Below are 22004 nucleotides of genomic sequence, written 5' to 3'. Positions count from 1 at the left end.
GCGTGCAGAGCACGCCGACCGTGTACATCGACGGCAAGGAGGCGGGCGGCGGTGAGGGCGCGCTGTACGACGAGGCGCAGTTCAAGGCCGTACTGAAGGACGCCGGCATTTCGTGAACCGGCCGCGGCGACGGCCCGGGTGACCGGGTAGCAGGCCAGGCCGATCAGGACCGAGGCGAAGTGACCGAGGTCGGTGAAGGTGCGGCCGGTGAGCAGCGGCGCCCCGTAGACGACGAGGACCCCGGCCCCGTACAGCTGGCGCCAGGGCGCGGCGAAGCGGTACGTGAGGACGGCGACGACCCCCGCGAGCGCGTAACTTACGCCCACATCAAGGGTGTTGACCATCGACACGGGCGCATGGCCGTTGTGGATCGCCCACAGCAGGGCGCCCTCGCTGATGTAGGTCGCGCCGATGTGCGCGGTGCCGAGGACGAGCAGCCAGCGCCAGGTGCCGAGCCAGCGTTCGGCGGGCGCGTGGAAGAGCGTGTAGAGGATCGCGTACGGGTACCAGGTGGCGCCGTCGATCCACAGCGCGCTCTGCACCAGCACCCGGAACGGATGCGTCGACAGGGCGTGGATGTTGGTGGACCGCGCGCCGAGGAAGGCGTCGAGGGTGTCCGGGGCCATCCGGCGCATGACGATCGTGGTGACGAGCAGGACCGCCAGCCAGCTGTACGTGCCGGGGGCGCTGCGGATCCAGGACCTGAGCGCCCGCGCGGCCGTACGGAGAAAATCGTGCATGGTCGATTCAGGCACGTCGGTAGGGTCGGCGGCGTGATCGACATTCCGGACGGCCTGGTGGAGTCGCAGTACACGTACGCGGGCGAGGCGGGCCGCGCGTTCATCGCGGCGCTGCCGGAGCGTGTGGCGGAGTTCGTCGAGCGGTGGGACCTGGCCGTCGACGGGGATCCGATGCACGGGATGGCGGCGCTTGTGCTGCCCGTGGTGCGGCGGGCGGACGGGGTGCCGGCCGTGGTGAAGTTCCAGGTCCTCGACGAGGAGACCGAGGGGGAGCCGGTCGCGCTGCGGGTGTGGGACGGGGACGGCGCCGTCCGGCTGCTCGACCACGACGCCGCGACGGGCACGATGCTGCTCGAACGGCTCGACGCCGGGCGGATGCTGACCTCCGTCGCGGACTCCCGCGAGGCGGTTCTGGTCGTCGCGGAACTGCTGGCCCGGCTCACGGCGGGGCCCGCCCCCGACGGCGTACGGCGCCTCACGGACATCGCCGCGCAGATGCTGGCGGACGTGCCGGGGGCGCTGGAGAAGGTCGCCGAACCGGCCGAGCGGGCGCTGCTCGCGGACTGCGCGGCGGCGCTGCGCGAGGTCGCGGCCGACGGGGCGGGGGACCGGCTGCTCCACTGGGACCTGCACTTCGAGAACGTGCTGGCGGCGACCGACGGACGGGAGCCGTGGCTGGCCATCGACCCGAAGCCGCTCGCCGGGGACCCCGGGTTCGACCTGTGGCCCGCGCTGGACAACCGCTTCGAGCCGGACGAGGTGGTGTGGCGGTTCGAGGCGATGACGGACGTCCTGGGGCTCGACCGGGAGCGGGCGCGCGGGTGGACGCTGGGGCGCACGGTGCAGAACGCGCTGTGGGACATCGAGGACGGGCGGGCGTTCTCCCCCGACCACCTGGAGACCGCGCGCAGGCTGCTGGGGAAGTGAGTTCGGGGCGGCGCCGGGAGGGAGACGGCAGGCCCTGAGCGGACCCGCTTAGCCTTCCTGCATGATCCGTAACGCCACACCCGCCGATGTCCCCGTCATCCACCGCTTCGTCCGCGAGCTCGCCGAGTACGAGAAGGAGCCGGACGCCGCCCGGGCCACCGAGGAGCAGCTGCACGAGGCCCTGTTCGGGGAGCGGCCCGCCGCCTTCGCGCACATCGCCGAGGCCGAAGAGGGCACGGAGAGCGGCGAGGCGGTCGGGTTCGCGCTGTGGTTCCTGAACTTCTCGACCTGGCGCGGCGTGCACGGCATCTACCTGGAGGACCTGTACGTCCGCCCGGAGGCGCGCGGCGGCGGCCACGGCAAGGCGCTGCTGACCGAACTGGCCCGGATCTGCGTCGAGCGGGGCTACGAGCGTCTCGAGTGGTCGGTCCTCGACTGGAACGAGCCGTCGATCGACTTCTACCGGGCGCTGGGCGCGCGGCCGCAGGACGAGTGGACCGTGTACCGGCTGACGGACGAGGCGCTGACCGCGCTCGGGTCGGGCGCCGCGTCAGCGGGGTGAGAGTCCGTCCAGGATCAACTCGGCCGCGCCGCCGGAGTGTTCGGTGGCGCGGGCCGCTCCGACCATGAGGGCGATCACGTCCTGGGCCGTCACGTCCGTGCGGACCGTCCCCGCGTCCTGCGCCCGGCGCAGCAGCACGTCGAGCGTGGCGCGCAGCCGGGTGCGGACGGTTCCGGCGGCGGTCTCGTCGATGCCGATGCCGGCCGCCGCCAGCGCCTCGATGTAGGCGTTCTTCTGGTGCGACTCGGCCACGTTGACCAGGAACATCTCGCGGAACGCGGCGCCCGCGTCGGCCTCTTCCGCCAGCCGCTCCATGCGGTCGGCCGCCGCGTCCATGCGGGCCTGGAACACCGCCTCCAGCAGCGCCTCCTTCGTGGGGAAGTGGCGGAAGAGGGTGCCGACGCCGACCCCGGCCTCCTTCGCGACCTCCTCCGTCGACACGCTCGTACCGCGCGTCGTGAAGACGGTGTCCGCGGCGGCCAGCAGCCGCTCCCGGTTTCTGCGTGCGTCCGCGCGCATCCTCAACTGCCTTTCGGTCGGCGCCCGTTGACAACCGGAGTGGCCAGTCCGTATCGTCCCGAGCGTAAGGGGAGTGACTACTCCGATTCTAGGTCCTGCCTCTCCGAGGGAGTACACCCATGTCAGAAACCCCTGTCGCGGCCCGTTCCGTCGCCGATACGCTCCGGGCCCTCGTCGGGATCGTGGCGAACGGCGACTTCTCGGCCCTCGCCGACGTCTATGCCGATGACGTCGTCGTCACGCACGCCTTCGGCGTGGGCGAACACGTCCGGTGGGAAGGGTTCGACGAGCTCGCCGCCCACTTCGAACGGGCACCGCTCGACCGGTTCTCGCGCACCGTGCGCGATCTCAAGGTGTGGAGCACGGACGATCCCGAGGTGGCGGTCGCCGAGTACGTCATGGAGGGGCGCGTGCACGCCACCGGGCGGACCTTCGCGCTGCCCAACGTCGTCGTCGCCCGCGGGCGGCTGAGCGACGGCCGGCTCGTCGAGACGCGCGACTACCACCACCACGGGGCGATGTCGGCGTTCTTCGGCATCCTGCCCGACTACGTCAAAGAGCTGGAGAAGATGGCTGCCTGACGGACTGTCAGGGATCCAGCACCACCTTGCCCGTGGTGCCCCTGGTCTCCAGCGCGCGGTGCGCCGCCGCGGCGGCGGAGAGCGGGAAGCGGTCCACCGCCGGGACGAGGACGCCGCGGGCCCCCAAATCGAGGGCGGCGCTCTCCAGGGTGCGCATCGGGTTGTCGCCGCCGGCCTTGCGCATCATCGCCGGGCCGAGGGTCTGGACCTGGGTGATGCCGCGCCGGGCGAGCTCCGCCTCGTCGAGCAGGAGCGGGCCGCCCTCGTCGCCGATGCCCTGCGCGGACCAGCCGAAGATCAGGTGCTGCCCGCCGGGGCCGAGCAGGTCAAGGGCGCGGGCGGTCGTCTCGCCGCCGACGCCGTCGAAGAGCACCGTGGCCCGGCGCTCACCCAGGAACTCCCGGACGCGAGCGGGCCATTGCGGGTCCTTGTAGTCGAGGGCGAGGTCGGCGCCGTTCGCCGCCACCCGCTTCGTCTTCTCCGGGCCGCCCGCCAGGCCGATCACGGTGCCGCCCGCGTGCTTCACGTACTGCACGAGCAGGGTGCCGATGCCGCCCGCCGCCGCGGGGACGAGCGCGACCGTCTCCGCGGTGACGGCGGTGAAGTTGAGGATGCCGAGCGCGGTGCGGCCGGTGCCGATCAGGGCCACGGCCTGCGCCGCGTCGAGCCCGGCCGGGATCTCGTGCACCCGGTCCGCGTCCGCGACGGCGAGCTCCGCGTAGCCGCCGGGAACGGTGCCCAGGTGCACGACGACCCGCTTGCCGAGCCAGCCGGGATCGGTGTCGGGGCCGAGCGACTCGACCGTGCCCGCGACCTCGCGGCCGGGGATCGTGGGCAGCTCGGGCAGGGCCGGCAGCGGGCCCTGGAAGCCCTGGCGCAGGGCGGTGTCGAGCAGGTGCACGCCCGCGGCCTCGACCGCGATCCGGAGCCCGCCGGGGCCCGGCTCGGGGTCCTCGGCCGTCTCGTACGTGAGGTTCTCGGCCGGGCCGAAGGCGTGCAGGCGGACGGCGTGCATGGGGACTCCCTGGGGCGAGGACGGGCACTGCGGACACGACCTGGTGCCGTGGGCGCGCCGCCAGTCTTCGACCTCAAGTCCGGTTGAGGTCAAGGCCGCGGGTGGTGGTGGCCGCGGCCGAGCGCAGCGCCAGGGTCGCCGCCTCGATCGCGCTGGTGAAGGAGACCTCGGAGAGGACCCCGGGGGCCGCCACCATGTCCCCGGCGAGGGTGACCCCGTGGCCGCGGTCGATCGCGGGGCGGTCGCGCCAGGTCGTGCCTGGCCGGTCGAGGGCGCCGGTGCGGCCCTGGGCCACGGCGTCGCGGCGCCAGGCGGTGCGTTCGCGCCAGCCGGGGAACGCGAGGTCGAGAAGGCGGTCGGCGCGGGCGGAGCCGTCCGCCTTCGACTCGTGCGGGGCGAGCGGGATCTGGCCCTGGACGAGGGACTCGCCGGGCGGGGCGAGGGACGTGTCGGCGGCGGTGAACCGCTCGATCCAGCCCGGGAAGTCGATCCCGGAGACCGCGAACAGATCGCCGCGGCGCCGGCGCAGCGCGAGGTCGACCAGCGTCGTACGGCCGCTCTGCCACGTCAGCGAGTCGTCCTTGAGCAGCCGGCGTGCCGCGTCGAGGGAGGTCGCGACGATCGTGGGGGTGCCGGTGGGAACGGTGTCGAGACGGGCGCAGGTCTCCACGCGCACGCCCAGGTTCCACGCGCGGGCCGCCATCCGGTCGATGATCGCGGACCAGCCGTCGAGCGGGTAGTGGGCCTCGGGCGGCAGCTTGGTGGTGCGGCGCAGGCGCTCCTGCACGAAGCGGGCGGAGAGCTCGCCCGGGTCGTGGTGGAAGAGCGCGACGGCCGTGAAGTTCGCCGCGGCGCGGGCGCCCTCCGGGCCCACGATCCGGGCCGCCCAGGTGGTGAAGTCCTCGTCCACGGGCGCCAGTTCTGGCCTGCGCGGCAGGAGCCTGAGCAGGGCGGGGGGTGGGGTGCGGCGCAGCGCGCCGTCGCGGTGGAAGCGCAGCCGGGCGGCGTCCAGGGGCGGCACGGCGGCCACCGGGCCGAGCAGGTCGCGGCGTTTGAGCCAGGTCCAGTGCGGGCCGCCGTCGTAGAGGGCGTGCGGGCCCTCGTGGGTGCGGTACGGGGCGTCGGTGGTGCGGGCGCGGCCGCCGAGGGTGTGGTGGGCCTCGTAGAGGGTGACGCGGGCGCCCGCCTCGGCGGCGGTGATCGCGGCGGTCAGTCCGGCGAGACCGCCGCCGACGACGGTGAGGGCGGTGTGCTTGCCGTGGGGCATGGGGAGGGCTCCTGCCTGTACGGACGGCTCTCGGTCCTTCGGTGCTGTCGTGAGTACGACGGTTCGGGCGGGCCCGAATGTGACATCGGGGGAGTCGGCGCAGGTCAGGGCGGGTGCGCGGTGATTGTCGGTGGGAGCGGGCAGCATGGGGGCATGGCGGAGAAGCGGGCAGGCGGGGCGAAGGTGAAGCGGGCGCGGCGGCCGGAGGTGCGGCTGCCTCCGCTCGTGCCGTGGCAGGGGGCGGGCCTGGAGCCCGACGGGGACTACGACGGGGTGGAGTTCCGGGACGCGGACTTCACCGGGCAGGAGGGGATCGGGGCGCGGTTCATGGACTGCGCCCTTGAGGGGTGCGGGTTCGACGAGGCGGGGCTCGCGCGGGCCCGGATCCTGGACTCGACGCTGACCGGGGTGCGCGGCGTGGGCACGGACCTGGCGGAGGCGACGCTGCGGGACGTGGAGGTGGTGGACGCCCGCCTCGGCGGCGTCCAGCTGCACGGGTCCGTCCTGGAGCGCGTCGTGATCCGCGGCGGCAAGATCGACTATCTGAACCTGCGCAAGGCCCGCCTGAAGGACGTGGTCTTCGACGGGTGCGTGCTGGTGGAGCCGGACTTCGGGGGAGCGAGGCTGGAGCGGGTGGAGTTCCCGGGGTGCGTGCTCAAGGGCGCGGACCTGACGGGGGCGACGCTGGCCGACGTCGACCTGCGGGAGGCGGCCGAGCTGGGCATCGCGCGCGGCGTCGACCGGCTCGGCGGCGCGGTGATCTCGCCGGGTCAGCTCTTCGACCTGGCGGGGGCGTTCGCGGCGCAGCTGGGGGTGCGGGTGGAGGGCTGAACCGAGGCTCCCGCGGCCCTTTTCCCGGGGGGCTACTTCATGCGGGGGAAGCGGGCCTGGAGGTCCCAGATCGCCGGGTTGTCGGCGAGGTCCTCGTGCATGTCGGCGAGGTCGGCGATCAGGTCGTGCAGGAAGTCCCGTGCCTCGCGGCGCAGTTCCGAGTGGGAGAAGGTCAGCGGAGGTTCGTCGCCCGGCATCCAGTCGGCCTCGATGTCGACCCAGCCGAAGCGGCGCTCGAACAGCATCCGGTCCGCGGACTCCGTGAAGTCCAGATCGGCGTACTGGGGTGTGGCGCTGCGGCTGCCGCGCGGGTCCTTGTCCAGCTGCTCGACGATGTCGCACAGCGCCCACGCGAAGTCGAGCACCGGCACCCATCCCCAGGCTGTGGACAGCTCCCGGTCGGCCTTGGTGTCGGCCAGGTACACGTCGCCGCAGAACAGGTCGTGGCGCAGCGCGTGGACGTCCGCGCGCCGGTAGTCCGTCTGCGGCGGGTCCGGGAAGCGGCGGGAGAGGGCGTAACCGATGTCGAGCACGGGGTCGATGGTGTCATGTCCGGCGCGATGCGGCTCAGGGCGCGGGTGGTGTGGGGGGCAGGGGTTGGGGCGGCAGGTGGTGTGGGGGGCAGGGGTTGGGGGCGGCAGGTGGTGTGGGGGCAGGGCTCGGGGTGGCAGGCGGTGCGGGGTGCGGCTTGGGACTGCGGGTGGTGCGGGGTGCGGCTTGGGACTGCGGGTGGTGTGGGGGCGCGGCCTGGGGCGGCAGGTGGTGTGGGGTGCGGCTTGGGGCGGCAGGTGGTGTGCGGGCGCGGCCTGGGGCGGCAGGTGGTGTGCGGACACGGCCTGGGGCGGCAGGTGGTGTGCGGGCGCGGCCTAGGGCAGCAGGCGCTGCTCCTTCGCCACCGCGACCGCGCCGGCCCGCGTGTCGACGCCGAGCTTGTCGTAGATCCGGCCCAGGTGCGTCTTGACCGTCGCCTCGCTGATGAACAGCGCCTTGGCGATCTCCCGGTTGCCGAGGCCGTGCGCGAGCTGGGCGAGGATGTCGCGTTCGCGGTCGGTGAGGGCGGGGCGCGGCTTGCGCATGTTCGCCATCACGCGGCTCGCGACCGGGGCGGAGAGGGCCGTGCGGCCCTGGGCGGCGGCGTGGATCGCGGCGAAGAGCTCCTCGGGGCGCTCGGCCTTGAGCAGGTAGCCGGTGGCGCCGGCCTCGATGGCGCGGGTGATGTCGGCGTCCGTGTCGTACGTGGTGAGGACCAGGACGTGCGGGGTGGGCGCAGGACCCGAGGTGAGGCGGCGGGTGGTTTCCACCCCGTCGATGCCGGGGCCCAGCTGGAGGTCCATCAGGACGACGTCCGGGGAGAGCTTGGCGGCCAGCGCGATGGCCTCCTCGCCGGTTCCTGCCTCGCCGACGACCTCGATGTCGTCGGTGCTGTCCAGCAGGGCGAGAAGCCCCGCCCGGACCACGACATGGTCGTCGCAGAGCAGAAGGCGGACCTGGGGTGTGGTCATGGTGCGGTTCCTCGTCTGCCGGGTGGGGTCTGCGTCGCGGGGTGCGGCTGTGTGGGGCGTGGCTCCACGCGTCTGCCGGGTCGCCCTTTCGTCGCCGGCCGACGGTCGGTGGTCCGTCCGCGACCGGCCACGACGAGAGGCGCGCCCGCGAGACGACGGTGGCGCCACGCCGAGAAGGCGGTCACAGCCCGGGCTCCGCAAGCGGTCCGGGCTCCGTAAGCGGTCACAACCCGGGCCCCCGCAAAGGGACCGCCGCCGAGAGCACCGTCCCCTCACCCGGCGCCGACTCGATCGTCAGCGTGCCGCCGAGCTGCCGCACCCGCGCCCGGATCGCCGGAAGACCGTGCCCCCGCACCCCGGCCCCGGAGGAACCCCCGGCCGAGGGCTCGAAACCGTGACCGTCGTCCGCGACGTCCAGGACGACCTGGTCGTCCAGGACGGTGAGGGTGAGTGCGGCCGAGGTGGCCCCGGAGTGCTCCCGTACGTTGGCCAGCGCGCCCTGCGCGATCCGCAGCAGCGCCGACTGCACCCGGTCGGGAAGGCGCGCCCCCTCCACGGAGGCACCGGCATCGACGTGCACCCGCACCGTGAGCCCGGCCCCCGACTCGCGTGCCGCGACCTTGCGCAGCGCCTCCTCCAGACCGTGGGCCAGATCGGCGGGCGCCAGATCGTGCACGAAGCGGCGGGCCTCGGTCAGGTTGTGGTCGGCGACCGACGCGGCGGTACGGACGTGCGCGCGGGCCTTGCCGGGATCGCTCTGCCACACCCGGTCGGCGGCCTGGAGCAGCATCTGCTGGCTCGACAGGCCCTGCGCGAGGGTGTCGTGGATCTCCATGGAGAGCCGCTGGCGCTCGGCCAGCGTCCCCTCGCGCCGCTCGGACGCGGCGAGCTCACGGCGGGTCCGGATCAGATCGTCGATCAGCGCCCGCTGCCGCGCCGTCTGCCGCTGCATCTGCAGGAACACGGCCGTGGCCAGCATGGCGACCGCGGGCGGCCCGAGCACCAGGTCGGGGTCCCAGCGCCCGGCCAGCCGCACCTGCGACGCGATGACGAGGGCGGTCAGCAGCGACACCAGGACCAGCGCGGCGCGCGTGGGCAGCGTGCGCAGCCCCGTGTAGAAGAGCGGGACCCCGACCCAGGCGAAGCTCGGCGCGAGCAGCACCAGCACCACGACGACGGCGACCACCGCCCCCAGCCACGTACGCCGCCGCGCGGTGGAGCGGCGCGGGCCGTCGCACGCGATCCCGACGACGTACAGCACGGCGAGCACCGCGCTCAGGGCGATGATCCACGGGACGCGGGAGCCGCCGGGGTGGCGCAGCAGGAAGCGGGCCAGGGCGACGCCGAGCAGCAGGAAGAAGGCGGCGTGCATGACGGCGGTCAGCCAGCGCGCGTCGAGCTCGGTGTCCCGCTCGTACGACACGGTCGCCTCCTCCTCTCCGGCTCTCCCGGGCTCCCCGCACAGCCCTGCGCACGGGCTCCGAACTGGGCGGACACTGTCATTGTCGCCCGGATGTCCGCCCCCGGGGTCAACCGATCGGATGACCCCGGCATCGGCCGCTCGGCAGCCGGTGAGCAGCCGGAACGCCGACGGGTACGGGCCGCTGCCGGACCCAGCATGGAGTGCAGAAGGAACGAACGCCCCGCCTCCAGGAGTTGAACCCATGGCCTCCATGAAGAACATGTCCCGCCGCGCCCGCATCGCCACCGGCGGTGCCGTCCTCGCCGCCGTCGCCGCCGGCACGTTCGGCACGGTCTCCGCGAGCGCCACGGCCCCGGCCGCCGCGCCCGCCGCCGCGACCGCGAACGTCAAGGGCAAGGGCACGTCGATCACGCAGACGACGACGCACCTGACCCTCGACTCGGCCACCAAGGCCGCCGAGGCCGCGCTCGACGCCGCGAAGAAGGAGAACCAGAAGGTCTCCGTCGCCGTCGTCGACCGCAACGGCAACACGATCCTGACGCTGCGCGGCGACGGCGCGGGCCCGCAGTCGTACGAGGCCGCCGAGAAGAAGGCGTTCACCGCCGTGTCCTGGAACGCCCCGACCTCCGAGCTGGCCAAGCGCCTGGAGTCGGCCCCGACGCTGAAGGACATCCCCGGCACCCTGTTCCTCGCGGGCGGCGCCCCCGTCACCGCGAACAACGCCCCGATCGCCGGCATCGGCGTCGCGGGCGCCCCGTCCGGCGACCTGGACGAGAAGTTCGCCCAGGCCGGTGCGGCGACGCTCCGCTAGGACCGGGACCCGAGGGGTGGGCTGCCAGCGGCCCACCCCGCCCAGGGGCGCGGAGCGCGACCAGTCACGATGAACCCGCACCCGCGTCAGACAGCGAAGCCCTCGCGGCGCACAGGCCCCGGGGCTCCGCCCCGGACCCCGCTCCTCAAGCGCCGGAGGGGCTTGATTTGGAGCCCGTCGATGAACCACAACCGCACCTTGCTGACCGCCGCCGCCCAGGGCGACACCGAAACCGTCCGCACCGCCCTCGCGGCCGGCGCCGACCCCGAGGCCCGCGACGGCCACCGCCGCACCCCGCTGCTCCTCGCCGCCCTGAACGACCACGTCCCGGCCGCGGCCGAGCTGGTCGGGGCGGGCGCCGACCCCGACGCCCAGGACGACAGGTCCGACAGCGCCTGGCTGGTCACCGGCGTCACCGGCTCCGTCGCCATGATGCGCACGCTGCTGCCGGCGGGCCCCGACCTGAAGGTCACCAACCGCTTCGGCGGCATCGCGCTGATCCCCGCGTCCGAGCGCGGCCACGTCGACTACGTACGGGCCGTGCTGCGCGAGACCGACATCGACGTCGACCACGTCAACCGGCTCGGCTGGACCGCCCTGCTCGAAGCCGTGATCCTCGGCGACGGCGGCCGCGCGCACCAGGAGATCGTGGAGCTGCTGATCACCGCGGGCGCCACCCCCGACCTGCCGGACGGTGACGGCGTCACGCCGCTGGAGCACGCCGAACGCCGCGGTTTCACCGAGATCGCCGGCCTGTTGCGGGCCGTACGGTGAAGCGCCTCGTCCTGGCCGCGACGGCCGCCGCCGTCCTCGTGACCGGCTGCGCCGCGCAGTCGGACGGCGGCGCGGCCGGTGCCGCCGACTCGCCCGCGCCCAGGGCGAGTTCGACGCCGGGCGGCCCCGCGCCGCAGCGGACCGGTACGCCCCCCGAAGGCACCCTGCTCGTCGCCGACTTCGGCTCCGACACCGTCACCTTCGTCGACCCCGGCACGGGGGCGACCGGCTCGGTGCAGGCCGGCGCGGCGCCCTACGGTCTCGTCGTCGGCGAGGACGGCCGGGCCTGGGTCGCCACCGCCGAGGGCGTCGCCGTCGTGAACACGCACACGCATGAACGCGAGGCCCTCGTCGCGTACCGGACGAAGAACCTCGGGCCGGTCACCGGCGGCGAGTACCGCGGCGGCGGCATGGGCATCGCGCTGGCCCCCGACGGCCGGCACGTGTACGTCGGCGTCAACGTGCCCGGCGGCGAGGGCACGCTGGAGACCATCGACACCACGACGAGGAAGGTCACCGGCACCACCCCCGTCGGCCGGCGCCCCTTCGACGTGGACGTCTCCCGGGACGGCCGCCAGGTGTACGCGACGGACCACGACTCCTTCGACGTCACCGTCCTGGACACCGCGAGCGGCGCCACCCGCCGCATCGAGGTCGCCCCGTACGGCACCGAGGGCGGCCTCGGCTCCTGGCTGAAGCCGCACTACGCGGCCGTACGTCCCTCGGACGGCAGGCTGCTGTTCCCCTTCGAGGGCGAGAAGCTCGTCGTCGTCGACCCGGACACCGGCCGCTCGACGACCGAGCGGATGACGGCGAACACGCACCAGCACGGCGTCACGGTCACCCCCGACGGCACGCTGTTCGCCGTCGGCACGGGCCCGATCGACCCGGCCGAGGACGAGGGCCCGTCCCTGACCGTGCGCACGAAGGACCGCAAGGAGAAGGTGATCCCGCTCGACGGGCCGCACGAGGACGTCGCGGTCTCCGCCGACGGCCGTACCGCGTACGTCACCGGCGGCTTCACCCGCGACGGTCACTGGAACGGCATCTCCGTCGTCGACGTCGACAGCGGCGACGTACGCCGACTGGCCGCGGGGGAAAGGCCGTTGGGCATCGCGGTGCTGTGATCCCGGTCCCTGCACCGCCGAACCGGACATAGTCGGCCATAGGATCGCGGGGTGCGTACCCTCCGCCTGCCCGTCCGCCCTGTCCTGCCCGTGTCCCTGCTGGCCCTCGCCGCCGTCGCCGCCGTCACCGGCTGCGGCGGCGGGGTGCACGGCACCCCGGGCGCCGCGGGCCTGCGCGACCCGTACTTCCCCCGCCTGGGCAACGGCGGTTACGACGTCACGCACTACGCCCTCGACCTCGGCTACGACCCGGACACGCACCGCCTCACCGGCGTCGCCGACATCACGGCGAAGGCCGGCCAGGACCTCAGCGCCTTCAACCTCGATCTGGACGGGCTCACCGTCAAGAGCGTCACCGTCGACGGGAAGCGGGCCGTGGTCAACCGCGCCGCCCACGAGCTGACGATCCGCCCGCACGACGAACTGTCCGAGGGCGCCACCTTCCGTACGAGGGTGCGCTACTTTGGGGAGCCCGTCACCATCACCGATCCCGACGGCTCCGAGGAGGGTTGGCTGCGCACCGCCGACGGCGCGCTCGGCCTCGGCGAACCGACCGGCTCGATGGCCTGGTTCCCCGGCAACCACCACCCCTCCGACAAGGCGACGTACGACATCAAGGTCACCGTCCCCAAGGGCCTGAAGGCCGTGTCCAACGGGGAGTTGACGAGCGAGCGGACCGACGCGCACGGCCGGAGCACCACCTTCACCTGGCACGTCGGCGAGCCCATGGCGAGCTATCTGGCGACCGTCGCCATCGGGACGTTCGACATCGACCGGGGCACCACCGGCTCCGGCCTGCCGTACCTCACCGCCGTCGACCCGTACGAGGCCGAGGCGAGCGGGAAGGTGCTGGCCCGGCTGCCCGAGGTCGTCGACTGGGAGACGAAGACCTTCGGCGCGTACCCCTTCTCCTCCACCGGCGCGATCGTCGACCGCGAGGGCGACGCCGGATACGCGCTGGAGACGCAGAACCGGCCCGTGTTCCCCGGCGCCCCCGATCTCGCCACGCTCGTCCACGAGTTGGCGCACCAGTGGTACGGCGACTCGGTCACCCCGAAGTCCTGGCGCGACATGTGGCTCAACGAGGGCTTCGCGACGTACGCCGAGTGGCTGTGGGAGGAGGACCACGACGGCGACACGGCCCAGGAGAGCTTCGAGAAGGAGTACGACCATCCGGCGGACGCCGCCGTCTGGGCCTTCCCGCCCGCCGATCCGCCGAGCAACGCGCACATCTCGGACTCGCCGGTCTACGGGCGCGGCGCGATGGTCCTGCACCGGATCCGGCAGACGATCGGCGACACGAAGTTCTTCGAGCTGCTGAGGAGCTGGCCCGCCGACCACAAGTACGGCAACGCCGACACGGCCGACTTCACGGCCTACGTGGAACGGCGCAACCCCGGCAAGAAGGAGGCTCTTGCCGGGGTCTGGAAGGACTGGCTGTACGGGGACGGGAAGCCCGACAAGCCCCGGTCCTAGTGCGCTAGTTGACGTTCACGGCCGTCCAGGCCGCCGCCACCGCCGCGGACTCCGCGCTGCTGGCGCCGTACAGGTCCTTCGCCGCGCTGAGCGTGGCGGTGCGGGCGCCCGCGTAGTCCGTCGACGACGTCATGTACGTCGTCAGCGCCTTGTACCAGATCTGCTCGGCCTTGTCCCGGCCGATCCCGGCGACCGAAGAGCCGTTGTACGTGGGCGAGTTGTAGCTGACGCCGTTGATGGTCTTCGCGCCGCTGCCCTCGCTGAGCAGGTAGAAGAAGTGGTTGGCGACACCCGACGAGTAGTGCACGTCGAGCCGGGCCGTCGTGCGCGACCAGTAGTCGGCCGAGGAGCCGTCCTTGCTGGGCTTGTCCATGTAGCGCAGCGGGGTGCCGTCGCCGTTGATGTCTATCTTCTCGCCGATGAGGTAGTCACCGACGTCGGAGGAGTTGTTCGCGTGGAACTCGACGGCCGTGCCGAAGATGTCGGAGGTCGCCTCGTTCAGGCCGCCCGACTCGCGGCTGTACTTCAGCCCGGCCGTGGACGCGGTCAGGCCGTGGCTCATCTCGTGCCCGGCGACGTCGAGGGCGGTCAGCGGGTGCACGTTGCCGATGCCGTCGCCGTAGGTCATGCAGAAGCAGCTGTCGGACCAGAACGCGTTGACGTAGGCGGTGCCGTAGTGGACGCGGCTGTAGGCGGCCTTGCCGTCACCGGCGATGCCGTTGCGGTTGAAGGCGTCCTTGTAGAAGTCCCAGGTCTGGGCGGCCCCGTAGGCGGCGTCGACGCCGGCGGTCTGCCGGTTGGCGACCGTGCCGTCACCCCAGGTGTCGTCGGCGTCGTGGAAGAGGGTGCCGGTGCCGGACGTGCCGCCGTTGAGGTCGTACGTCTTGTGGCCGCCGCGCCCGCCGTCGGTCAGGTCGTAGCCGCCCGAGGCGGAGGCGGTGGTGCCCAGGGTCACGGTGCCGCTGTACTCGCTGACGCCCGTACCGGTCTCGATGGCCTGGTAGGAGTACAGCTGCTTGCCGGTCGCCGCGTCGGTGACGACGTGCAGCTCGCTGGGCGTGCCGTCCTTCTGGGTGCCGGTCACGACACTCTCGTACGCGAGGGCGGGGGCCTTGCTCGGGTCGGCGGCCCAGACGACCTTGCGGGTCGAGTCGGCGGCGGCGCCCTTGATGGTCTTGTCGCTCGCGACGGCGGACTTCTTCGCGGCGGAGACGGTGATTCCGGCGTCGGTCGAGCCGACGCCCACGGATCCCTTGCGGGCCTTGGTCGAGCCCTTCAGGGAGCCGTCCTTGGCCGTGTGCACGACGAGGTCGCCGCCGAGGACGGGCAGCCCGTCGTAGGTGCGCTCGTAGCGGGTATGGGTGGTGCCGTCCGCGTCCTTGATGACGTCACGGGCGACGAGTTTCTCGCCGTCCGAGAGGTTCAGCCGGCCTGCGGTGGCGGCCGCGTCTGCCTGTGCGTCCTTGAGGGCGGTGGCCCGTGCGGACGCGGACAGCGGGAGCGCGGTGGCTCCCGCCGTGCGGTTCGTCGCGGCGTCCGTGGCGGCGGAGGCGGAGGTCCCCGCCTGGACGCCGAGGACGACCATGGCGGCGGAGGCGACGAGGGCGGCGACGCGGGGAGTGGTGGAGCGGTGTCTCACTCTGACTCCTTGAATACCCGAGGGGGAGCGTGGGGGGCGCGGAGAGAGGGTGACACCGAGAGCCAAGGTTTTGACAGGGGACGGTCAAGGTTTTGCCGGATCGTGTCCGGATGGGGTGGGGGTGTGTCCGTTAATCGACGGCGGTCGGCCGGTTCGGGCTCTTGACCGGGGACGGAGCGTCGGCATCGACGGCGGTGTTGGCCAAAGGTTTGCGCAACACCCGGCACGGACGGTCCAGTTGGAGGTCGCGGCGGCGGGCGATCTCCTCGTACCCGAGGGCGGTCCAGAAGGCGAGGCCCTTGGGGTTGTTCTCCAGCACGGCGAGCCGGACGGCGGTGCGCCCGCCGCGCCGCAGCCGCTCCTCGACGGCCCGCGCGAACTCCCGCCCGTGGCCCGACCGATGGCGCCGCGCGTCGACCATCAGCAGCCCGATCCACGGATCCGGGTCGGCCGGGTCCGGGTGGTGGGCCAGCGTGAGGGCGAGCCCGAGCAGGCGCCCGTCGGCGTCCCGGGCCAGGAGCAGTTCGGCGCCCGGCGACTCCACGTCCTCGGTGAGCGCGGCGGACACCTGCTCGGCGGTGATCCGGTCCGGGTCGGGGAAGTCGCCGCTGAGGGCGAAGAACTCCCGGTTGGCGGAGTAGAGCGCGGTGACCTCGGTGATCAGGTCCGTGGGCAGGGGGCGTCCCGGGGCGACGGTTTCGAGCAGCATGCGGCGACAGTAGTGGTCCGTGCCGCGGGTGCCGAGGCCGGGCCGTCGGGCCCCGAAATTCCGTTGCCCGCGCGGGGCGGGGCCCGCAGAATCGCCCCATGACCATGACCGCGCACCCCGTCCTGCACCTGTCCGGCGACGCCTCCGCGCGCCGACAGCAGCAGGGCCGCCGCCCCGGGAGGCCGACCGCGCCTCCCGCATGAGCGGGGCCCTGGCCGCCGGTCTGCTCGCCGGGTACGGGATCGCCGTCCCGGTCGGCGCGATCGGGGCCTATCTGGTCTCCCTGACAGCGCGTACGAACCTGCGCACGGGAGTCTGCGCCGCGCTCGGCGTGGCCACGGCCGACGGCGTGTACGCCCTGGTCGCCGTGGTGTCGGGCGCCGCCCTCGCCCCGATCGTCCGTACGGTCCAGACCCCGCTGCGCTGGGGCGCGGCCGCCGTGCTGCTCGCGCTGGCGGTGCACGGAGCCGTCCGGGCCCTGCGGCAGCGCGCCGACCGGAATCCGCCCGCGCTGCAACTCTCCTCGTCCCGCGCCTACTTGGGCCTCCTGGGCCTGACCCTGCTCAACCCCATGACCGTGATCTACTTCGCGGCGCTCGTCCTGGGCAGCGGCGACACGGTCACCGGGCTCGTCCCGCGCACGGTGTTCGCCGTTGCCGCGTTCACCGCGTCCGCGAGCTGGCAACTGCTGCTCGCGGGCGGCGGGGCGCTGCTGGGCCGGGCCCTGGCGGGACCGCGCGCCCGGCTGGTGACGGCGCTGCTGTCGAGCGCGCTGATCGGGGGCCTCGCGGTGCGGGTGGTGTGGGCGGGGTGAAGTGAGGCGGCCCGGGCCGCCTCACCCCACCCGTGCGGGCCTCAGCCCGCGCTGCCGCCCCGGCGGCGACGCGTCACGAACACCGCGGCCGCGCCGAGCACCAGGGCGCCGCCGGCCACGGCGAGCGTCGTCGGGGTGCCGGAGGTGCCGGTGGAGGCGAGGTCGCCGTCCTTGTCCTCGGAGCCGGTGGCGGTGCCCGGGGCGGGGGAGGACGAGGCGCCGCCCTGCGGGGTGGTGCCGGGCTCGGTGCGGTCGTCGTCGGGGACCGTGCCGGGCTTCGACTCGGCCGGGTCGCCGGCGTCGCTGCCCGCGGTGAGCACCGAGAAGTCGTAGCGCTTCATCGGGCCGAGCACGCACGGGTTGTACGCGTCGGAGGCGTCGCCCGCCAGCAGGCCGAACGCCTTGGACGCCGGAGTGTCCTTCGCGAACGTCAGACGCAGGTGGAGGTCGGCGGAGGTGCCGGGCTTCATCGCGTCGATGGTGGTCGGGTGGTGGTCCTGCGCGGCGTCCAGGTCCTTCCACGCGGACCCGTCCCGCGACCACTCGGCCTTCAGGTAGTGCTGCTTGTCGTTCGTGGCGTCCAGGCGGAACATGACCAGCGGCTGCACGGTCAGCGTCCGGTCGGTGCCGTTGGCGACGGTGACCGTGAAGTCGGTGGCCGCACCGGCGACGACCTTCTGCGGCAGGCCGTCGGCGAGCACGGTCAGTTTGTCCGTGCGCACGCACTCCTTGGCGGCGTCGAGCGCCTCGTGGGCCTTCTTCTTCCGCTCGGCCGCGTCCTTCTCGGCCTGGGACAGCACGCCGTACGCGCGCGTGGCCGCGACGCGGGCGTCGTCCACCGCGGTGTCGGCCTCGTCCCGGGCCTCCTTCGCGTCCTTCTCCGCGGCGGCGGCCTGTTCGGCCGTGGTGCGCGCGGTCGCCAACTCCTGCTCGGCGGCGGGCTTGTCGGCGTCGGCCGCGTCCTTCAGCTTCGTCTCGGCCTCGGTGACGGCACGGTCGGCGGCCTCGCGGTCCGCCGTCGCCTTCGTGGCGGCCTTGTCGGCGGCCAGGTACGCGGCGCGCAGCGGGTTGGTGTCGTCGTTCTCCAGAGCGTCGAGCGTGGCCCGTACCGTCTCCAGGCCGTCCTTCTTCGCCGCGGCCGCCTTCTCGTACGCGGTGTCCGCGTCGTCCGCCGCCTTCTTCAGCTCGGCGTAGGTCAGTCGCTCCTGCGACCCCTGCGACTCCTGAGACTCCTGCGACGACGTGTTCGTGTCGGCGAAGGCGGGCGCGGTGGTGAGCGCGAGGGCGGGCAGGGTCAGGGCCGAGGCGGCGGCGAAGGCAAAGGTACGGGAAAGATTCACGGACCGGATCGTACGATCTTGAACAACCCTGCGGCAGAGGGTTGTTTGCGTACGCCAACGCGCTCCGCGGTGAACGGCGCGGGTGAATCGGGGCAAGGTGTGCAGTTGCCCCCGGTCACTGTGTTTTCTCTGTGATCTAGTCCACGTCGGCCCGCCCGGATCGGCATGGTCGCGGCCGCGAAGCGACCGGCCCCCGGCGCGCGGGGCGCCGGGGGCCGGTCGGAGGCTGCTCGGGAACGTCAGACGTTCACGCCGAAGTCCTGGGCGATGCCGACCAGGCCCGAGGCGTAGCCCTGGCCCACCGCGCGGAACTTCCACTCCGCACCGTTGCGGTACAACTCGCCGAAGACCATCGCGGTCTCCGTCGCCGCGTCCTCGGAGAGGTCGTAGCGGGCGATCTCGGCGCCGCCGGCCTGGTTGACGATGCGGATGTACGCGTTGCGCACCTGGCCGAAGTTCTGCGAGCGGTTCTCCGCGTCGTAGATCGAGACCGGGAAGACGATCTTGTCGACGTCGGCGGGCAGGCCCGCCAGGTTCACGTTGATCGCCTCGTCGTCGCCCGCGCCCTCGCCGGTGCGGTTGTCGCCGGTGTGCACGATCGTCTGGTCCGGCGTCTGCTTGTTGTTGAAGAAGACGAAGTGGGCGTCCGAGTAGACCTTGCCCTGCGTGTTCACCGCGATCGCGGAGGCGTCCAGGTCGAAGTCGGTGCCGGTGGTGGTGCGGACGTCCCAGCCGAGGCCCACGGTGACGGCGGTCAGGCCCGGAGCCTCCTTGGTGAGCGAGACGTTGCCACCCTTGGACAGGCTTACAGCCATGGTTCGGGAGTCCCTTCCCTCGTTAAGTACGGACGTACGTGATGTACGCGCGCGGTGTACGTGTGCAGCCGAAGCTACTCGTATCCCTAGGAACGCCGTGAGGGGTGGGGAAGGTTCCAGGTCTCTTTACTTTCTTTACCCGGGTCCCGAAAATCTGGTGACTGCGGGCGTACGGGCGCGCGACCATGGACACATGTCCGGTCCCTATCCCATCCGCGGCGCGGTCGTCCTCCCGGAGGCCGAGCTCGTCTGGCGCTTCTCGCGGTCGTCCGGGCCGGGCGGGCAGCACGTCAACACCAGCGACTCCCAGGTCGAGCTCCGCTTCGACCTGGCGCACACCAAGGCGCTGCCCGAGGTGTGGAAGGAGCGCGCCCTGGAGCGGCTCGCCTCCCGGCTCGTCGACGGCGTGATCTCCGTACGGGCCTCGGAGCACCGCTCCCAGTGGCGCAACCGCGAGACCGCGGCGACCCGGCTCGCCGCCCTGCTGGCGCAGGCCACCGCCCCGCCGCCCAAGCAGCGCAGGCCGACCCGCATCCCGCGCGGGATCAACGAGCGCAGGCTGCGCGAGAAGAAGGCCCGCTCCGACACCAAGCGCGGGCGCTCGGGCCGCGACTGGTAGCCGCGCCCGGACGCGGGTGCCTCAGGCCGCCAGCGAGTCCAGCCACTGCGTGAGGCGGGCGCCCTGGCCGGTCATGACCTCCGGGTCGCGCAGCGCCGTCGCCAGCAGCGACATGCCCTGGTACGCGCCCACGAAGCCGAGCGCGAGCCCCTCCGGGTCCGGCAGCCCCATCGCGCGGAACTGCCGCTCGGCCCAGTCGACGAGCTGCCGCACGACCCGGCCCGCCTCCGCGTCGAGCCCGTCCTCGGCGCGCTTGCCCAGTTCGGCGGCGAGCGTGCCGGTCGGGCAGCCGTAGCGGGCCGCGACCTCGCGCTGCTCCACCCAGAGGGCGACCAGCTTCTTCAGCCGCTGGAGCGGGTCGGGCAGCTCGTCGAGTTCGGCGGTGAGGCGCGTCAGGTACCCGGTGTGCTCGGCGAGCGCCGCCCGGACCAGCTCGTCCTTGGTCTTGAAGTAGTAGTAGACGTTCCCGGTCGGCACCTCGGCCGCCGCGGCGATGTCCGCGATGGTCGTGCGCTCCACGCCCTGCTCGTGCAGGACCCGCGCCGCGGCCGCCATCAGCCGCTGCCGCTTCCCGGCACCGCGGGTGCCGCCCTTTGAGTCAGTCACCTGACTAACTATAGACACCGCCCCGGTGGGCCGTGCTAGCTTCGGCGTCGGCAAGTGAGTCAGCTGACTAACTAAGTCAATGGAGGCGGACATGATCGTGGTCACCGGAGCGACCGGAAACGTCGGACGGGCCCTCGTCGCGGCGCTCGCGCAGCGCGGCGAGCGGGTGCGGGCCACCTCGCGGAAGATCGCGGCGACGGACGTGCCCGAGGGCGTCGAGGCGGTACGGGCCGACCTCGCGGACGCCGGGAGCCTGCGGCCCGTGTTCGACGGCGCCGACGCGCTGTTCCTGCAGAGCGGCGGGCCCTCCGCCGCGTCGCTCGACGTGCCGGCCCTGCTGGACGCGGCCAGGGCCGGCGGCGTACGGCACGTGGTGCTGCTGTCGTCGCAGGGCGTCGTGACCCGGCCCGGTTCGGCGTCGCACGGCGCCCTGATGCGGGCCGTCGAGGACGCGGTGCTCGCGTCGGGCCTGGAGTGGACGGTGCTGCGGCCCGGCGGGTTCGCCTCCAACACCTACGCCTGGGTCGAGCCCGTGCGCACCGCACGGACCGTCGCCGCACCCTTCGGTGACGTGGGACTTCCGGTGGTCGACCCGGACGACATCGCCGAGGTCGCCGCGGCGGCGCTGACCGGGGACGGCCATGCCGGGCAGGTCTACGAGCTCACCGGTCCCGCCCTCGTCACTCCCAGGGAACAGGCTGCGGAGCTCGCCGCCGCCCTCGGCGAGTCCGTCCGCTTCGTCGAGCTGGGCCGCGAGGAGGCGCGGGCGGGGCTCCTCGCGTTCCTGCCCGAGCCGGTCGCCGACACGACGCTCGCGATCCTCGGCACGCCCACCCCCGCCGAGCAGCGCGTCAGCCCCGACGTCGAGCGCGTCCTGGGCCGCGCGCCGCACCCGTACGGCACCTGGGCCCGGCGCAACGCGGCCGCCTTCCGCTGAGGCGTGCGGCGGGCCTCAGCCGAGATTCCGGTACCGGCCCCGGAAGTACATCAGCGGGCCCCCGTCCGCACTGGGCAGCGTGGCGCCGAGCACCCGCCCGATCACCAGGGTGTGGTCCCCGGCCGTGACGCGCTGCTCGGTGCGGCACTCCAGGGTGGCGAGCGCGCCGCCCACCAGGGGAGCGTCCGTGTGCGTCCCGCGGACGTACGGGATGTCCTCGAACAGGAGCCGGTCGCTGATGCGGCCCTTCATGGCGAAGCGGCCCGCGATGTGGCTCTGCGACTCGGACAGGATCGACACGGCCCACAGGGGCTGCTCGTCGAGGAGGTCGTCCATCCGGGAGTTGTTGCGCAGGGAGACCAGGATCAGCGGCGGGTCCAGGGAGACCGACATGAAGGCCGTCGCCGTCATGCCGGCGTCCTCGCCGGGCGGTGCCGCGGGGTCGTCGGGGTCGAGCGAGGGCTCGCGGGCGGTCAGCAGGACGACGCCGGCGGCGAGGCGGGACAGGGCGGCGCGGAACTCGTCGTTGCTCACCCCCTCAGCATGCCCGGGGGAGCGCGGTGCGGGGGTGAGGGGAGGGGTGGGAGCGGCAGGGGGAGTCTTCAACACGTCCACGACGCTAATCCCGTCGCCCGGGGCGCCACATCGGGCCGACGGCCGAGACGGGTCCTAGGACCCCCGGCGTACCCCCGGTGCCTTCAGGAGAAAATGACCGCATCTGGCGGGTTTCGACCCGCCCCGACCCGGTTACCGCGTTCAGCAATCACACAGGATGCCCCCAGGGATGCCTGCCAACTCTTCATCTTCTGCTGTGACTTGAGTCACAGGAGCCCTTTTTTGTTGACCCTGTGTACCGAGTGGGCAGCGCGCTGTGATTCAGTGGCGGTCGACACTGCGAAATGAACGTGCTGCTGCACGTGCGCGGAGAAAGAGCCGATCAGAATTCTGGAGTGCTGTCGAGGTCTCGGGG

Annotated in this window: 23 protein-coding genes and 1 pseudogene; 11 read left to right on the top strand and 13 right to left on the bottom strand. The window is 73.1% G+C overall.

Going from position 1 to position 22004, the window contains the following annotated elements; translation table 11 throughout:
• Positions 1 to 134 precede the first annotated feature (134 nt).
• Positions 135 to 740: pseudogene (locus J3486_RS42750) on the bottom strand (rhomboid-like protein); the annotation flags it as partial.
• Between the two features lie 33 nt (positions 741 to 773).
• On the opposite strand from J3486_RS42750, the gene J3486_RS42745 reads away from it, so the two are divergent.
• Together J3486_RS42745 and J3486_RS42740 are read left to right on the top strand one after the other, a co-directional pair.
• The gene (locus J3486_RS42745; RefSeq protein WP_207829928.1) at positions 774 to 1667 is read left to right on the top strand and encodes an aminoglycoside phosphotransferase family protein; all 894 of its coding nucleotides are present in this window, start codon (positions 774 to 776) and stop codon (positions 1665 to 1667) included.
• 61 nt (positions 1668 to 1728) lie between these two features.
• Positions 1729 to 2229, top strand: coding sequence for a GNAT family N-acetyltransferase (locus J3486_RS42740; RefSeq protein ID WP_207829926.1), 501 nt, complete (start codon positions 1729 to 1731; stop codon positions 2227 to 2229).
• Here the strand turns inward: J3486_RS42740 and J3486_RS42735 are convergent.
• The gene (locus tag J3486_RS42735; protein WP_207829924.1) at positions 2218 to 2748 is read right to left on the bottom strand and encodes a TetR/AcrR family transcriptional regulator; all 531 of its coding nucleotides are present in this window, start codon (positions 2746 to 2748) and stop codon (positions 2218 to 2220) included. The two genes, J3486_RS42740 and J3486_RS42735, sit on opposite strands and share 12 nt — an antisense overlap.
• A gap of 119 nt (positions 2749 to 2867) precedes the next feature.
• Between J3486_RS42735 and J3486_RS42730 the strand changes: the two genes are divergently transcribed.
• On the top strand, positions 2868 to 3329 hold the full coding sequence (locus J3486_RS42730; RefSeq protein ID WP_207829923.1) for a nuclear transport factor 2 family protein: 462 nt from the start codon (positions 2868 to 2870) through the stop codon (positions 3327 to 3329).
• A 7-nt stretch (positions 3330 to 3336) separates the two neighbouring features.
• Here J3486_RS42730 and J3486_RS42725 read toward each other — a convergent pair whose 3' ends face one another.
• Together J3486_RS42725 and J3486_RS42720 are read right to left on the bottom strand one after the other, a co-directional pair.
• Positions 3337 to 4344 carry a zinc-binding dehydrogenase gene (locus tag J3486_RS42725; protein WP_207829922.1) on the bottom strand — a complete coding sequence of 336 codons (1008 nt, stop codon included), beginning with the start codon at positions 4342 to 4344 and terminating at the stop codon, positions 3337 to 3339.
• Between the two features lie 73 nt (positions 4345 to 4417).
• Positions 4418 to 5611, bottom strand: coding sequence for an NAD(P)-binding protein (locus J3486_RS42720; protein WP_207829921.1), 1194 nt, complete (start codon positions 5609 to 5611; stop codon positions 4418 to 4420).
• A 153-nt stretch (positions 5612 to 5764) separates the two neighbouring features.
• Here J3486_RS42720 and J3486_RS42715 point away from each other — a divergent pair, with 153 nt between their 5' ends.
• Entirely contained in the window at positions 5765 to 6442 is a 678-nt protein-coding gene (locus J3486_RS42715) for a pentapeptide repeat-containing protein (protein ID WP_229379522.1), read from the top strand.
• 32 nt (positions 6443 to 6474) lie between these two features.
• Here the strand turns inward: J3486_RS42715 and J3486_RS42710 are convergent, their stop codons facing one another.
• From J3486_RS42710 to J3486_RS42700, 3 genes are all read right to left on the bottom strand, one after another.
• Positions 6475 to 6975, bottom strand: coding sequence for a hypothetical protein (locus J3486_RS42710; RefSeq protein ID WP_207829920.1), 501 nt, complete (start codon positions 6973 to 6975; stop codon positions 6475 to 6477).
• 333 nt (positions 6976 to 7308) lie between these two features.
• A complete protein-coding gene (locus J3486_RS42705; RefSeq protein WP_207829919.1) occupies positions 7309 to 7944 on the bottom strand; it encodes a response regulator transcription factor in 636 nt (211 codons plus the stop codon).
• A 223-nt stretch (positions 7945 to 8167) separates the two neighbouring features.
• Positions 8168 to 9316 carry a sensor histidine kinase gene (locus tag J3486_RS42700; protein WP_207830013.1) on the bottom strand — a complete coding sequence of 383 codons (1149 nt, stop codon included), beginning with the start codon at positions 9314 to 9316 and terminating at the stop codon, positions 8168 to 8170.
• Positions 9317 to 9617: 301 nt separating this feature from the next.
• On the opposite strand from J3486_RS42700, the gene J3486_RS42695 reads away from it, so the two are divergent.
• From J3486_RS42695 to J3486_RS42680, 4 genes are all read left to right on the top strand, one after another.
• Positions 9618 to 10178: a heme-binding protein gene (locus J3486_RS42695; protein ID WP_207830010.1), complete on the top strand. Its 561-nt coding sequence runs from the start codon at positions 9618 to 9620 to the stop codon at positions 10176 to 10178.
• Between the two features lie 180 nt (positions 10179 to 10358).
• Positions 10359 to 10952: an ankyrin repeat domain-containing protein gene (locus J3486_RS42690; RefSeq protein WP_207829918.1), complete on the top strand. Its 594-nt coding sequence runs from the start codon at positions 10359 to 10361 to the stop codon at positions 10950 to 10952.
• Complete coding sequence (locus J3486_RS42685; protein WP_207829917.1) at positions 10949 to 12079, top strand: YncE family protein; 1131 nt, start codon at positions 10949 to 10951, stop codon at positions 12077 to 12079. Before J3486_RS42690 ends, J3486_RS42685 begins: the two co-directional genes overlap by 4 nt.
• Before the next feature lie 51 nt (positions 12080 to 12130).
• The gene (locus J3486_RS42680) at positions 12131 to 13555 is read left to right on the top strand and encodes a M1 family metallopeptidase (protein WP_307805185.1); all 1425 of its coding nucleotides are present in this window, start codon (positions 12131 to 12133) and stop codon (positions 13553 to 13555) included.
• A gap of 4 nt (positions 13556 to 13559) precedes the next feature.
• Here the strand turns inward: J3486_RS42680 and J3486_RS42675 are convergent, their stop codons facing one another.
• Positions 13560 to 15140: a M4 family metallopeptidase gene (locus J3486_RS42675; RefSeq protein WP_207829991.1), complete on the bottom strand. Its 1581-nt coding sequence runs from the start codon at positions 15138 to 15140 to the stop codon at positions 13560 to 13562.
• Positions 15141 to 15324: 184 nt separating this feature from the next.
• Complete coding sequence (locus J3486_RS42670) at positions 15325 to 15903, bottom strand: N-acetyltransferase (protein ID WP_207829916.1); 579 nt, start codon at positions 15901 to 15903, stop codon at positions 15325 to 15327.
• Between the two features lie 199 nt (positions 15904 to 16102).
• On the opposite strand from J3486_RS42670, the gene J3486_RS42665 reads away from it, so the two are divergent.
• Complete coding sequence (locus J3486_RS42665; RefSeq protein ID WP_207829913.1) at positions 16103 to 16717, top strand: LysE family transporter; 615 nt, start codon at positions 16103 to 16105, stop codon at positions 16715 to 16717.
• Between the two features lie 41 nt (positions 16718 to 16758).
• Here the strand turns inward: J3486_RS42665 and J3486_RS42660 are convergent, their stop codons facing one another.
• Both J3486_RS42660 and J3486_RS42655 read right to left on the bottom strand, forming a co-directional pair.
• Positions 16759 to 18057 carry an LPXTG cell wall anchor domain-containing protein gene (locus tag J3486_RS42660; protein WP_207829903.1) on the bottom strand — a complete coding sequence of 433 codons (1299 nt, stop codon included), beginning with the start codon at positions 18055 to 18057 and terminating at the stop codon, positions 16759 to 16761.
• 239 nt (positions 18058 to 18296) lie between these two features.
• A complete protein-coding gene (locus tag J3486_RS42655) occupies positions 18297 to 18872 on the bottom strand; it encodes a TerD family protein (RefSeq protein WP_093721561.1) in 576 nt (191 codons plus the stop codon).
• A 193-nt stretch (positions 18873 to 19065) separates the two neighbouring features.
• On the opposite strand from J3486_RS42655, the gene arfB reads away from it, so the two are divergent.
• Entirely contained in the window at positions 19066 to 19491 is a 426-nt protein-coding gene (arfB, locus tag J3486_RS42650; protein ID WP_207829891.1) for an alternative ribosome rescue aminoacyl-tRNA hydrolase ArfB, read from the top strand.
• 21 nt (positions 19492 to 19512) lie between these two features.
• Here the strand turns inward: arfB and J3486_RS42645 are convergent, their stop codons facing one another.
• Positions 19513 to 20097 (bottom strand): TetR/AcrR family transcriptional regulator, encoded by a 585-nt coding sequence (locus J3486_RS42645; protein ID WP_374194839.1) that lies wholly within the window; start codon positions 20095 to 20097, stop codon positions 19513 to 19515.
• A gap of 91 nt (positions 20098 to 20188) precedes the next feature.
• Here J3486_RS42645 and J3486_RS42640 point away from each other — a divergent pair, with 91 nt between their 5' ends.
• Complete coding sequence (locus J3486_RS42640) at positions 20189 to 21034, top strand: SDR family oxidoreductase (protein WP_207829882.1); 846 nt, start codon at positions 20189 to 20191, stop codon at positions 21032 to 21034.
• A 15-nt stretch (positions 21035 to 21049) separates the two neighbouring features.
• Here the strand turns inward: J3486_RS42640 and J3486_RS42635 are convergent, their stop codons facing one another.
• On the bottom strand, positions 21050 to 21643 hold the full coding sequence (locus J3486_RS42635) for a flavin reductase family protein (RefSeq protein WP_374194838.1): 594 nt from the start codon (positions 21641 to 21643) through the stop codon (positions 21050 to 21052).
• Positions 21644 to 22004 lie beyond the last annotated feature (361 nt).

Origin of the sequence: Streptomyces sp. VRA16 Mangrove soil (genome assembly GCF_017377775.1) — a bacterium.
Taxonomy (GTDB): domain Bacteria; phylum Actinomycetota; class Actinomycetes; order Streptomycetales; family Streptomycetaceae; genus Streptomyces.
Note: the sequence above shows the minus strand (reverse complement) of the source record. Positions and strands in the feature narration are given on the sequence as shown.